Source organism: Methanocrinis sp. (genome assembly GCF_049974945.1).
Lineage (GTDB): Archaea > Halobacteriota > Methanosarcinia > Methanotrichales > Methanotrichaceae > Methanocrinis.
The window spans coordinates 1-11,683 of sequence record NZ_JBNGCU010000058.1 but is presented as its reverse complement, the minus strand read 5'-3'; the positions used below and the strand labels follow the sequence as shown (position 1 = coordinate 11,683).

The 11,683-nt window shown below is 61.1% G+C and carries 13 protein-coding genes and 1 pseudogene; 7 read left to right on the top strand and 7 right to left on the bottom strand.

From position 1 onward, the window contains the following. The 3 genes and pseudogenes from ACP5EL_RS06965 to ACP5EL_RS06955 all read right to left on the bottom strand — a co-directional run. Positions 1-262: pseudogene (locus tag ACP5EL_RS06965) on the bottom strand (hypothetical protein); the annotation flags it as partial. A gap of 48 nt (positions 263-310) precedes the next feature. Continuing rightward, complete coding sequence (locus ACP5EL_RS06960; protein WP_428401793.1) at positions 311-1,531, bottom strand: DNA primase small subunit domain-containing protein; 1,221 nt, start codon at positions 1,529-1,531, stop codon at positions 311-313. 99 nt (positions 1,532-1,630) lie between these two features. Next, positions 1,631-2,377, bottom strand: a complete 747-nt coding sequence (locus ACP5EL_RS06955; RefSeq protein WP_428401792.1) for a nitrilase-related carbon-nitrogen hydrolase — start codon at positions 2,375-2,377, stop codon at positions 1,631-1,633. 166 nt (positions 2,378-2,543) lie between these two features. Between ACP5EL_RS06955 and ACP5EL_RS06950 the strand changes: the two genes are divergently transcribed. The 3 genes from ACP5EL_RS06950 to gpmA all read left to right on the top strand — a co-directional run bounded on the left by ACP5EL_RS06950 (position 2,544) and on the right by gpmA (position 3,794). Then, complete coding sequence (locus ACP5EL_RS06950) at positions 2,544-2,672, top strand: hypothetical protein (protein ID WP_428401791.1); 129 nt, start codon at positions 2,544-2,546, stop codon at positions 2,670-2,672. Between the two features lie 85 nt (positions 2,673-2,757). After that, entirely contained in the window at positions 2,758-2,949 is a 192-nt protein-coding gene (locus ACP5EL_RS06945; RefSeq protein WP_428401790.1) for a PUA domain-containing protein, read from the top strand. A gap of 143 nt (positions 2,950-3,092) precedes the next feature. After that, on the top strand, positions 3,093-3,794 hold the full coding sequence (gene gpmA / locus ACP5EL_RS06940; RefSeq protein WP_428401789.1) for a 2,3-diphosphoglycerate-dependent phosphoglycerate mutase: 702 nt from the start codon (positions 3,093-3,095) through the stop codon (positions 3,792-3,794). A 15-nt stretch (positions 3,795-3,809) separates the two neighbouring features. Here the strand turns inward: gpmA and ACP5EL_RS06935 are convergent, their stop codons facing one another. After that, positions 3,810-4,316 (bottom strand): deoxyuridine 5'-triphosphate nucleotidohydrolase, encoded by a 507-nt coding sequence (locus tag ACP5EL_RS06935; protein WP_428401788.1) that lies wholly within the window; start codon positions 4,314-4,316, stop codon positions 3,810-3,812. A 295-nt stretch (positions 4,317-4,611) separates the two neighbouring features. Here ACP5EL_RS06935 and ACP5EL_RS06930 point away from each other — a divergent pair, with 295 nt between their 5' ends. Beyond that, on the top strand, positions 4,612-5,829 hold the full coding sequence (locus ACP5EL_RS06930; protein WP_428401787.1) for a radical SAM protein: 1,218 nt from the start codon (positions 4,612-4,614) through the stop codon (positions 5,827-5,829). Continuing rightward, positions 5,829-6,425, top strand: a complete 597-nt coding sequence (locus ACP5EL_RS06925; protein ID WP_428401786.1) for a DUF4130 domain-containing protein — start codon at positions 5,829-5,831, stop codon at positions 6,423-6,425. Before ACP5EL_RS06930 ends, ACP5EL_RS06925 begins: the two co-directional genes overlap by 1 nt. Here the strand turns inward: ACP5EL_RS06925 and ACP5EL_RS06920 are convergent. Beyond that, entirely contained in the window at positions 6,418-7,068 is a 651-nt protein-coding gene (locus tag ACP5EL_RS06920; protein ID WP_428401785.1) for an N-glycosylase/DNA lyase, read from the bottom strand. The two genes, ACP5EL_RS06925 and ACP5EL_RS06920, sit on opposite strands and share 8 nt — an antisense overlap. Before the next feature lie 157 nt (positions 7,069-7,225). Here ACP5EL_RS06920 and fdhF point away from each other — a divergent pair, with 157 nt between their 5' ends. Continuing rightward, on the top strand, positions 7,226-10,012 hold the full coding sequence (fdhF, locus tag ACP5EL_RS06915; protein WP_428401784.1) for a formate dehydrogenase subunit alpha: 2,787 nt from the start codon (positions 7,226-7,228) through the stop codon (positions 10,010-10,012). A gap of 99 nt (positions 10,013-10,111) precedes the next feature. On the opposite strand, the gene ACP5EL_RS06910 is transcribed toward fdhF, so the two are convergent. After that, positions 10,112-10,288: a hypothetical protein gene (locus ACP5EL_RS06910; protein WP_428401783.1), complete on the bottom strand. Its 177-nt coding sequence runs from the start codon at positions 10,286-10,288 to the stop codon at positions 10,112-10,114. Between the two features lie 33 nt (positions 10,289-10,321). Then, positions 10,322-10,966, bottom strand: coding sequence for a class I SAM-dependent methyltransferase (locus ACP5EL_RS06905; protein WP_428401782.1), 645 nt, complete (start codon positions 10,964-10,966; stop codon positions 10,322-10,324). Positions 10,967-11,326: 360 nt separating this feature from the next. Between ACP5EL_RS06905 and ACP5EL_RS06900 the strand changes: the two genes are divergently transcribed. After that, complete coding sequence (locus tag ACP5EL_RS06900) at positions 11,327-11,527, top strand: CopG family transcriptional regulator (protein WP_428401781.1); 201 nt, start codon at positions 11,327-11,329, stop codon at positions 11,525-11,527. The last annotated feature ends 156 nt before the right edge of the window (positions 11,528-11,683 follow it).

Here is an 11,683-nt window from a genome sequence, read left to right as displayed (position 1 = left end):
AGGCGGAGCCCGCGCGCTGGACTTTCCTGGTGATCTTCTTGATCCGGAGGTCGATCAGCCGCCCAATGCTGCCCCGGGCCGCCTTCAGCTCGTCCTCGACGATCTGGGCCTCGACCGAGTAGGGGTCCTTCACCTCTTTGCGATCTCGCTCCAGCTCCGCCAGGTACTCGCCCACCTTCTGGTAGAAGCCGGGCTCCAGGGGCAAAAGCTCCGCTGCCTTTCGCTCTTTTCGCAAAAGGTTCACCAGATCCAGATCGCTCATATTTGTACACCTCCACACCAGGTCGGAGAGAGGGATACTAGCCCCCTCTCAGTCTAAAGCTTTGCCCAGCTCGGCGACTCCTCGGGCCATCAGGAAGACGGCCAGATATAAGGGTACGGTGGCCGGCCCCTCTGCTAGGTCGAAGCTCTCGCCCCGCATCTTGATGGAGTAGGCAGCCCGGAGGCATATCTCAACGGAGCGGTCGCTGAAGACGACGGCGTCGCGGAGGGGGTCAAAGGATTCTAGCCCCTCGATGGGGAGGGGCGTCACCCGCAGGCCGGTTCCCCCATGGAGGCTGAGGGGGAACCTTATCAACCTTTTGACGTCGGTGGTGACCGGCTCGTCGGTCTCGCCGCTCTCCAGGTCCCGAGAAAAGCCGAGATGGACTCCTCCCTCTTCGAGATATTCCTCGATCAGCGGCTTCCAGAACTTGGAGCTGCCCCGGAAGAGATCGAGGCTCTCACCCCTCCGTATCCGCTCCAGGACGTCGTCTCTCATCAGGCTCCGGCGAAATTTTGATGCGTTCCGCTTTCCGATCCCGTCGACGGAGGAGAGGATCTTCACCGCCTTCCTCTCCTCCAGGGCGCGCATCTGCTCGACGAAGGTGATCATCGATCTGTTTACCCTTTTGCCCCATCCCGGGGAGCCTGCGGGAGAGCAGCGGATGACGTCGGCGGTCTCGACGCCGAAGTCCCCCTCGGCCTGGCCCTCGGATATGAACCGTGTGACCTCAAGGCCCCTTCCGGTCAGGTAGTCCACGATCTCGCGCCGCTCGCCGCTCCCGAGGTCCAGGATGCGAGGGTCCCGGACGTGGATGTGGTAGCCCCTCCCGCCGGAGAAGACGACCCGGACCTCCTCGCCCGCAAAGCCGAAGTCGCCCGTGAGGAAGTCCAGAAGCTTCTCCGTCTCCACCTTGACCAGATCGAGCATTTCGTTGTAAGAGGTGGGAGCGTTTCGGAGGTGGTCGGCGTCCAGATCGAAGATTAGGTCGGCGCCCAGCCACCCCTTCTCCCGCATGGTCGGGGCGCCCGGCCGCTGGTAGAGGGCGGCGGAATGGTAGGCATGGGCCGGGACCTGCGTTCGCACGTAGTCGACGAGCTCAGACCGAGTCGAGAAGGACTTGTGGCGACGCATGACGAACTTGGGCATGTCGTCGAAGAGGATGAAACCCCACTCCCGCCTTTCTAGCGAGGGCGGCGGCTCCAGGGACTCCTCCAGATAGTACTCCCTGAACCGGGATCTGAGGAACTTCGCCGTCTCGGGCTTCATCTGTACCACCCACTTCTCTTCCTCATCCATCCGTCATTTCGTCTTCGGCCTTCTTTCCATCGCCCTTCAGATAGCCCTTCCAGCTTCAGCCATCAATCATCATACCTTCTGGAATCTGTAAATTTCGGGCCGCCGGTCTTTCAGGGCCGGGATCTGCTCCCGGATCAGATCTCTCCCGGCGAGGTCGACCTCGGCCAGGATCACCCTCTCCCCGGATCCTGCCTCCGCAAGGGGCGTGCCCCAAGCGTCGATGATGGCGGAGCCGCCGCAGAACTCGGGGCCCGCAGCGTTGCAGGCGAGGTGGGGAATCTGGTTCTCGATCGCCCTCGCCCGGCAGAGGGTCTGCCAGTGGTATCCCCGCGAGGCCGGGAACTGGGCGATGGTGACCAGAAAGTCTGCACCCGAGAGGGCGAGCTTCCTCGCCACCTCGGGGAAGCGGAGGTCGTAGCAGATGGATAGACCGATCCTCCCCTTGGAGGTCTTTATCGGCGATATCGAGCCGCCGCCGTCGAAGTGATCCTTTTCGGGGCCGAAGGGGTGGATCTTCTCCTGAAGTCCAATCCCCGACTCGTCGAGGCAGAAGCCCCGGTTCAGACGGCCGTCGACTATTGACCCCACCATCATGCAGCCGTATTCTTCGACAAAGGACCGGAGGGGGTCGAGGGAGGGGTAGGGGGGACGGTCTGATAGATCCTCTTCGTAGCAGAAGCCGGTGAGGAAGAGCTCGGGGAAGACCAGCACATCCGCCCCCTCTCCGACGGCCTCAGCGGCCAGGGCCAGGGCTCGGGTCAGGTTCTCCCTCCGTTTGCAGAGCCGGATCGAAAGCTGGATGCAGGATGCGATCATAATCAAAAAAAGAGGCCGGAGTATATTAAGATGACAGATGGGGGGGAGGGCGGATAGGAGAAAAACCGAATCGAACGGCCTGTAGAGAAGGCGGCGACATTTAAAAACGCCAATTAGTATAAAACGCCAATTAGTATATATCCGAGAAATTCGACGTTTCAACTGAATGACGCGGACGAAGCGGAGGGTTCACGAGATCCTGGAGGTGGCGGCCGTCTGCCCCCACTGCGGAAGGAGGATCGACGAGCCCGCGACCGCGGAAGCCGAGGGGCCGGGAGTTTCGGCCCGAAAATAAAGCCGCAATTTAAGATCCAATCACACTTTTCACCAAAAAATTCATATCCAATCAGCTCCACCTGTATCTCCAGAGGTGATAACTCTTGCCAGAGAACGCAACTCCGAGAAGAAAGAGGCTGGTGATATCGGACGCCGCCGTGCCCTTCGTCGCACGGGGCGGCCGGGTATTCGGCCGCCAGGTGATCGACGCCGACCGTGACATCGCGGACGGAGAAGAGGTTCTGGTGGTGGACAGAGACGACCACGTCATAACCACGGCCCGGGCCATGCTCTGAGGGGCCTGCCCGGTCACCATCTATTTTTTTTCTCGCGGATCTCGGGCACGGATCGCAAAGGGTATTTCCTGGTCCCGCCTACGATTCTTCAAAATGGGGCCGACGCCATCTCTTCCGGCCCACAAAGCGGGGCTTTCCATTCCATGAGATCCGACTTCAACCTCATCCTCCTCCGCCACGGCCAGTCCGTCTACAACCGGGAGCATAGGTTCACCGGCTGGACCGACGTCGGCCTCTCGCCCACGGGCGAGGTGGAGGCGAGAAGGGCGGGCCGCCTGCTGCGCCGGGAGGGGCTCGAATTCGATATCGCCTTCACCTCGCTCTTGAAGAGGGCGATCAGGACTCTCTGGATCGTCTCCGAGGAGATGGAGCTCGAGTGGGTCCCCGTCACGAAGGCCGTGGAGCTGAACGAGCGGCACTACGGGGCGCTGCAGGGTCGGACCCGGGCCGAGGTGGAGGCCGAGTTCGGAGCGGATCAGGTCCATCTCTGGCGGCGGGGTTATCGGGAGACGCCGCCCCTCCTCGATCCCGAGGATCCAAGATGCCCCCAATTCGACCGGCGGTACACTGGCCTTCCGCGGGATCGGCTCCCCCGCGCCGAGTCCCTGGCGGACGTCACCGCCCGGCTGGTCCCCTTCTGGAAGGAGAGGATCGCCCCCCAGGTCAGGTCTGGGCGGAGGGTTATCGTCGTCTCCCACGGCAACACCCTCCGCGCCCTGACCAAGGAGATCGAGGGGATCTCAGACCATGAGATATCCGAGGTCGAGATCCCCACCGGCGCCCCCGTCGTCTACGAGCTGGACTCCGATCTCCGGCCCCTCTCCCGCCGCCTTTCGGCCGATTGAGCGGGAGGGATCAGATCAGAGGTTCTCGTTCTGGTAAGCTCCGTCATACCCCTTCTCCGCCATGGCGGAAAGGCGGTAGAAGGCGAGCTGGATCAGCCGGGCGTTCTTCTTCAGCCGCAGCCCCAAAGGGTTGAAGACGACGAGGAGGGACTGGCTCCGGCCTTGATAGCCCGGATCCCAGAGGGCGGTCTCGACCGTCGCCCCGCTCCGAAGAAGGCTCGACCTCGGCCTGGCCAGGGCGGTCAGGGCCTTGGGTATGCTGACCGTCTCGTTGAAGGTCACCAGGTAGCACCCCGTCTCCAGGCTGACCCACCCCGCATCGTCGAAAAGCATCTCCTCGGTCTTCGAGACCTGCCGCTCCTTGTTGTCGTAGTCGATCGCTCCCGGCGTCACGAACCGCTCCACGGATCTGAGGCTGAGGTCGACGCCGCAGATCTGGACCTGGACCTCGGGGTCGATCATCTCCCGGACGACGCCTCGCTCCAGGATCTCTCCGAGCTCTCTTCCCGAAATTATCGCCATAATCAAAACCACTCCGTTGATGCTCCGACCTTTAAGTGAGGCCTTTTTGGAATAGATCCTCTTTTCGGTTCGGGACTACAGAGTTGAACTGGTAGTGCAACACCTTATTGTACCCATTTTTGACTGATCTACAGCCGAGCAAGAATCTTTCGGAGGCGTGACGCGATCGGGTTCGGATCAAATATCCATCACCAGATATCCATCACCAGATATCCATCACCAGATATCCATCACCAGAATACTTTCGCGCCGCAGATCCAAAACCTCTATCTCGAAGGGATTCGTTTCTGAAGCTGTGACCACGCTGGAGAAGATGGCGCGTCTCGCCGTCCTGAGCAGGTTCGACTCAGTGGGCCCGCCCTCCGGACAGAAGATCGACCCTGCCAAGGTCTCTGCCCTGGGGAGGGGGACGAGGTACGACCTCTGCACCTCCAGCTCGACGAAGAGGAGGGTTGAGGGGACCAATGGGATCGGCGATCTCATGAGGGGAGGGCTCTGCCACACCTTCACCGGCAGCGGGAGATGTGTCAGCCTCTTCAAGACCCTCTACACCAACGCCTGCCCTTACGACTGCGGTTACTGCTTCAACGCCACTTGCAGCAAAAAAAGCACGGGGATCTTCTCCTACTCGCCCCAGGAGCTGGCGAGGATCACCGTCGGCCTCTATCGAACGAATCGGATCGAGGGACTGTTCTTGAGCTCGGGGATCGGGAAGGGCGAGGACGAGACGATGGAGGAGATGATCGAGACGGTGAGGCTTCTGAGGGTGTCTCACCACTTCGACGGCTATGTCCACCTGAAGATCCTCCCCGGATCGTCGAAGGAGCACGTGAGGGAGGCGATGGAGCACTCGGATCGGGTCAGCGTCAACCTGGAGGCTCCGTCGAGGTCGCAGTTGGCGGAGCTCTGCCCCTCGAAGAATTACGAGAGGGACATTCTGGCGAGGCAGAGGTACGTGAGGGATCTCTCGGAGAAGGTAGACCTTCCCGCGGGCCAGACGACCCAGATGGTGGTGGGGGCCGCCGAGGAGAGCGACCGGGAGATCTTCGAGCGGCTCCTCCTCGAGTACGGGGTCATGAAATTGAGAAGGGTATACTTCTCCGCCTTCAGCCCGGTGCCTGGGACTGTCTTCGAAGATAGGGAGAGGGAGCAGAGCTGGCGGGAGCACCGCCTCTACCAGGTCGACTGGCTCCTCCGGGTCTACGGCCTGGAAGAAAAAGAGATCCTAGCGGCCTTCGACGACGACGGCTTTCTCCGAGATCGAGACCCCAAGGTGGCGATAGCCCAAAACACCCTCGACTCGCCGATCGACCCGAACTCAGCCAGCTTCGACGAATTGATCAGGGTGCCGGGGATCGGCCCGAAGAGCGCTCGGAGGATCGCCCTCCGCAGAAAGGATAAGAGGATCGAGAGGATGAGGGACCTCGCGGCCCTGGGCGTCGTGGTCCGCCGGGCGGGGCCCTTCCTCAAGATCGATGGAAAAGTCGGCACGACCCTGGACCGGTGGATCTGATGAGAACCCCCGAAAACTTCGTCGGGCTTCTCGCGGCCCACAGGAACAGCGACCATAGGCTGATCGAGCGGGCGAAGAAGCTCACCCCTCTGGAGATCGAGACCTCGACGGACCCGAAGATCGTCCGCATGCGGAGGATGATATACGCAGTCCAGGGGGAGATTCATCGGATGAGGGGGTTTGTGAGGCTTGAGCCTTTTGGAAGAAAGGTCCTCCTCGGCCGGATGAGCCCCCACCACGAGATAGGGTTTGAGGTAGCCGAGTTCTTCGGGGGAAGGTTTTTTGGAACCATAATCGTCCTCGGAGACGGATGGAGATCTTGGGCATCCCTCCGGACCGAGGACGGCCTTCTCCGCTCCCGGGGCGACGGGGTCACCCGCGCCCTCGAAGAGCTCGGCCAGCTCATGGAGAGGAGAGACGGCGAGGACGACGCCGGCGTCTCCGACCTCTGGGAGGTCTACTACAACAGTCAGGACCTGACCCCAAAAGACAGCAAAAGGGCTTTCGGAGGGCGGATATCAAGGCGATCCAAACGGTCCGCCGGGATGGAGACAGAGAGGGGAAAGGAAAACAGGAAGCTCGGGGAGTTCATTTGAAGATCTCGCCCGTCTCCTTGGACCAGAGAAGGAGGTCCAGATGGCCCATGGGGATTTTCGTCTTTTCGGATAAGGCGATCATCCTCTGTTCGATCTCCAGGTACCTCTTCTTGGTGAGGGACTTCGGCACCTCATCGATGACGCCCAATAGGGCTAAATTCTTCAGTATGTGACGGTCGAGGATGGCGAGCTCCTCGCCGAGGCCGATGTTTCGGAGGAAGTGGCTCGCCTCCTTGTAGCCGAGGCCCAGGACGTTCTCGACGAGCCACTCCCGGGCGGCGCGAGGATCGGAGAAGCCCCCCAGGACGGCCCGGACCGCGAGGCGGCCGTCCCGGGTGAACTGACGGCGGGCCGCAACGATCCGCCCCGCCTTCGTCTCCGCAAACCGGACCCCTCCTAGCTCCACCACCACCTCCCCGGCGCTTCCGCAGAAGAGTAGTTCGCAACCCCGGAGCCTCTCGACGGCGGGCCAGCAGACCCTCGCTCGGGACTGGGGGGTGAGGAGGCAGAAGGCGAGCTCGGCGAAGAGGTCGCAGTCTGTCCCCCCAGCCCAGATCCGCCGGAATTCGGCGAGGCGGGCGTCGATCTTCTCCTTCTGATCCCGGTGGAAGGCGAGGATCTCATCGATCTTGTCGGGATTCATCGGAGCTGGATGATCGTCGGGCGATAAGATGGTGTCGGGAGAGATGACCTTCGCTCTTGGTCTAAACAAAAGTGCTTATCTTTCAAGCCCCATGTGAATGATCACAGTAACCTTCTAATACAATTAATCATCACCAGTCTCCGGCGCGGTTGGGAACATGTCGGAAATCAGAATTATCATCGATGGTCGAGAGGCGACAGTCCCCGCGGGGGCCACCATTCTCGATGCGGCCCGAAAGGCGGGCTCTTATGTGCCGGCGCTCTGCGATCATCCGGACCTGAAGCCCACAGGCTCCTGCAAGCTCTGCATCGTCTCGGTAGAGGGACTCGATTATTATCCCACCTCCTGCAACACCCTGGCGGAGGAGGGGATGGTGGTCCAGACCCGGACTGAAGAGCTACAGGAGATGAGAAGAAACACCCTGGAGATGATCCTCGCCCTCACCAATCATCCCACGTCATGCCTCTTTTGCGAGCGGAAGGACGAATGCACCGAGCTGCGCGAGTGCATGAAGAAGTTTCCGGTGACCGTGGGCTGCAAGTTCTGCCCCCAAGACGGGAGATGCGAGCTTCAGGCGGCGGTGGAGTTCATCGGCCTGGAGAGGGTTCGATACCAGCACTCTTTTAGAGATATGCCGGTCTTGAGGGAGCCCTTCTTCGATAGAAACTACAACCTCTGCATCATGTGCAGCCGATGCGTGCGGATCTGCGACGAAGTCCGGGGGGAGGGAGTCCTGTTCAGCAACCCCGACTTTCACCGGATGCACTGGATAGGGCCCTTATCCCTGCAGGACTCGGACTGCAAGTTCTGCGGCGCGTGCGTGGACGCCTGCCCCACCGGCGCCCTCTCCGTCCGCTCGGAGAAATGGGTGCAGCCGGATACCTTGGTCTCCACCGTCTGCCCCTACTGCGGGGTGGGCTGCCGGCTGGAGCTGGGGATCGAGGAGGAGAGGATCGTCTCCGTCTCTCCGGATCGAGAGGGGCCGGTGAATCGGGGGCAGCTCTGCGTCAAGGGTCGTTTCGGCCTCGACGAGATCGTCCACCATCCCGACCGGCTGACGACCCCCCTGATCAGGCGGAACGGCAGCCTCGAAGAGGCGAGCTGGGAGGAGGCCCTCGACCTCGTCGCGCGGAGGTTCTCTGAGATCAAAAACGAATACGGCCCTGACTCCCTGGGGGCCTTCTCCTCATCAAGGTGCACCAACGAGGAGAACTACCTGGTCCAGAAGCTCGCCCGGGCCGTCTTTGGCACCAACAATGTCGACAACTGCGCCCGGATCTGCCATGCCCCCTCAGTGACCGGCCTTGCCGCCTGCTTCGGAAGCGGTGCTGCCACCAACTCCTTCGACCAGATCGAGGACGCAAATGTGCTCTTCATCATCGGATCCAACACCACCGAGGCTCACCCCATCGTGGGGCTGAAGGTGATCGCAGCGGCAAAGAAGGGCAAAAAGATCATCGTCGCCGACCCCCGCAAGATCGAGCTGGTGGACCGGGCGGAGGTCTGGCTGAACCTCCGGCCGGGGACGAACATCGCCCTCCTCAACGGGATGATGAACGTCATCCTCCGGGAGGGGCTGGAGGATCGGGAGTTCATCGCCAGCCGCAGCGAAGGCTTCGAGGAGTTCAGAAAGGTGGTGGAGACCTATCCGCCGGAGAGGGCCGCCGAGATAACGGGAATCCCCGAGGAGGCTATCATTGAGGCGGCCCGGCTCTACGCCGGGGCCCAGAAGGCGATGATCATCTACAGCCTGGGGATGACCGAGCACGTCACCGGGACCGCCAACGTGATGTCTTTGGGCAACCTGGCCATGCTGACGGGAAACGTCGGCCGGCGATCGACGGGGATAATGCCCCTCCGGGGTCAGAACAACGTCCAGGGGGCCTGCGACATGGGGGCGCTCCCCAATAGCTACGTCGGCTACCAGCCGGTGGCCGACCCCGCCGCCAGGGCCAAGTTCGAGGAGGCCTGGAGGGTCCGGCTCCCCGAGAAGCCCGGCCTCACCTCCACCCAGATGCTGGAGCAGCTCGCGGCAGGAGGAAGTGGAGAGGGAGAAGGAGAGGGAGGGAGAGGGATCAGAGGGATGTACATCCTGGGGGAGGATCCCGCCCAGACCGACCCCGACACCAACCGGGTCCGCTCCTCCCTCGCGGCCCTGGACTTTCTCGTGGTCCAGGATATATTCCCCACCGAGACGACCAGGTACGCCGACGTGATCCTCCCCGCCGCAAGCTTCGCCGAGTGCGACGGGACCTTCACCAACGGCGAGCGGCGGATTCAGAGGGTGAACCGGGCCATCCCTCCCCTGGCCGGCCTTGCCAACTGGGAGACGATCTGCGTCATCGCCGAGAAGATGGGCTATCCGATGGCCTACGGCCATCCCTCGGAGATCATGGAGGAGATCGCGAAGCTTGCGCCCATGTTCGGGGGGGTCTGCTTCTCGCGGCTGGCAGACCGGGGCCTCCAGTGGCCCTGCCCCTCCCTGGATCATCCGGGGACGGAGACGATGCACGTGGGCTGCTTCAGCCGGGGCCTGGGGAAGTTCAACGCCGTGGAGCACAGGCCCCCCGCCGAGGTGACCGACCCCGAGTACCCATTGATCCTCACCACCGGCAGAAGAAGAGAGCACTACAACTGCGGCTCCATGACCCGCCGCTCCAAAGGGATCATGTGGGTCTGGCCGGAGGAGACGATCGAGATCAGCCCCGCCGACGCCGGGGAGCTGGAGATCACCGACGGGGAGACGGTCCTGGTAAAGTCCCGGCGGGGCGAGGTGAGGGTGAAGGCGAGGGTCACCGAGAAGTCGTCTCCCGGCGTCGCCTTCATGTCCTTTCACTACCAGGATGTTCTCACCAACCTCCTCACCAACGCCGCCCTGGATCCGGTGGCCAAGACCCCGGAGTACAAGGCCTGCGCGATACGGGTGGAGAAGATCCCTTCGTAAAATAGAGGGGCTAGGTGACCGGTCTTCCCGATCGACCCGCTCACCTCCTCCTCCACCTCTCCCTGTGGCGGAGGCATAAGTCATAAAATCGCGAGGATTTCAGTCTTCAAGCAGATCTGCCGTCAGGTCCTCGACCTCGTCAAAACGCTTTCCCAGGCCCAGCTCCGCCTCTCTCTTCGCCTCCAGCACGTCGGCTATGAACTCCTCGCTGAAGTCTCCGCAGGAGTCGGAGGCACGTAAGGATCTGCTCTCTTTCTGGACCTCTGTAAGTGTCATCTATTCCTCTTGTGTCGGTCCTGATACAAAATACTATCCCGATCTCTTCGGGCGGCGCGAAAGTCGAAGCGCTCCACCAGGAGGGGCGGGCCGGATCAAGAGATGTCCCCTTTCGTGAACTGCCCCTGAGGGCCTAGAGCTCAGACCGATGATCAAAACCACCCGCACGCAGCCGATGGCTCGGCGGTTTTGCGGGCCACGATCATGATCTCGATCTCGTCCAGATCGAGGCCCCTTCGCCCCTGGCTTCAGGGATCGGGAGATGTTGGAGAGGATCGACAATGGCTGGCCGATGGGGTCGTCCTTCGCGCCGAGGAGGCCAAAGGCCCCCTCGCTAGAAGCAGATGGCGCCGTCGTACCGTTCGGGTAGCGAGAACCGGGCGGCTTCGGCGCGGACTCGCTCGATGGAGACCCCGGCCGCCTCAGCCGCCGCCGCGGCCCGTCCGAGCATCTCACGGGACAGGTCCAGCCCGGTGACTGAGTAGCCGCTGCCTGAGCGATCTCGATGGAGTGGCGTCCCGTCCCGCACCCGACGTCGAGGATCGAGCCTGCGGGCGGGAGGGCCAGCTCCTCGATGAGGAAGTCCACCTCTCGAATCGTGTTCTTGGTGGAGACGTTATCCTCGTAGACCGGCGCATGCGCATCAAAGAACTCTTCCCATGTGCTCTTCTCTTTCAACGGATCACCCATCATTTATTCGAGCTCAGAGCCGAGCCTGAGCCGCGGTGCAGTGCGAGGGTTGCACCATTGGCTCCAGTGGTTTTTTTGATGGGCTCAACACTATATGCCTGCGGCGGTGCTCATATGGGGGGCTTCCTCGACCTCTGCCGGAGGTATCTGCTCCACCTGTGCCGGTTCAGATAAAAAAACGCTGTTCTGATCTCTCCGAGGGGCTCGAAAGTCGGAGAGACCTTCCCCGCACAGCTCTGATCGCCTAGCGGGCGTCGATCTTCTTTTTCTGGATTCTGTGAAAAGCGAGTGGAAAAGTATATATCCTTATAGCTGATTTGTATATCTGTAGTGTTTTTGGAGACACATATGAGCAAGAGTAAGAGAATCCAAGTAGCTTTTACAGAAAGCCAATGGGATTTAATATCATGCTTTAGAGGGGAATTTGGTGAAGGCGATGCAGATATTGTGAGGAATATTGTTCTAGCATGGTTAGCGGAAAAATCAATGATAACATCTACAGTCAAAAATAAAATTATCCAAAAAAATATGGGTGGCCACGATGACTAGAACCACTACTACGCAAGTTCAGCTATCATCTGTCACTACTGATGGGGCGGGCTCTCCCATAGATGAGAAGAAAGCATCTTTTAGTGATCCAGCATTCTCAAGAAATAAGACGTTGCCCATTCACAGGTGGGTGCCTTGGATTGCCGGATTTTCAAG

Excerpts from the sequence above, each read along its gene's own strand:
- ACP5EL_RS06960 (WP_428401793.1), bottom strand. The coding sequence starts at position 1,531 with ATGAAGCCCGAGACGGCGAAGTTCCTCAGATCCCGGTTCAGGGAGTAC.
- ACP5EL_RS06955 (WP_428401792.1), bottom strand. The coding sequence starts at position 2,377 with ATGATCGCATCCTGCATCCAGCTTTCGATCCGGCTCTGCAAACGGAGG.
- ACP5EL_RS06950 (WP_428401791.1), top strand. The coding sequence starts at position 2,544 with ATGACGCGGACGAAGCGGAGGGTTCACGAGATCCTGGAGGTGGCGGCC.
- gpmA (WP_428401789.1), top strand. The coding sequence starts at position 3,093 with ATGAGATCCGACTTCAACCTCATCCTCCTCCGCCACGGCCAGTCCGTC.
- ACP5EL_RS06935 (WP_428401788.1), bottom strand. The coding sequence starts at position 4,316 with ATGGCGATAATTTCGGGAAGAGAGCTCGGAGAGATCCTGGAGCGAGGC.
- ACP5EL_RS06925 (WP_428401786.1), top strand. The coding sequence starts at position 5,829 with ATGAGAACCCCCGAAAACTTCGTCGGGCTTCTCGCGGCCCACAGGAAC.
- ACP5EL_RS06920 (WP_428401785.1), bottom strand. The coding sequence starts at position 7,068 with ATGAATCCCGACAAGATCGATGAGATCCTCGCCTTCCACCGGGATCAG.
- fdhF (WP_428401784.1), top strand. The coding sequence starts at position 7,226 with ATGTCGGAAATCAGAATTATCATCGATGGTCGAGAGGCGACAGTCCCC.
- ACP5EL_RS06910 (WP_428401783.1), bottom strand. The coding sequence starts at position 10,288 with ATGACACTTACAGAGGTCCAGAAAGAGAGCAGATCCTTACGTGCCTCC.
- ACP5EL_RS06900 (WP_428401781.1), top strand. The coding sequence starts at position 11,327 with ATGAGCAAGAGTAAGAGAATCCAAGTAGCTTTTACAGAAAGCCAATGG.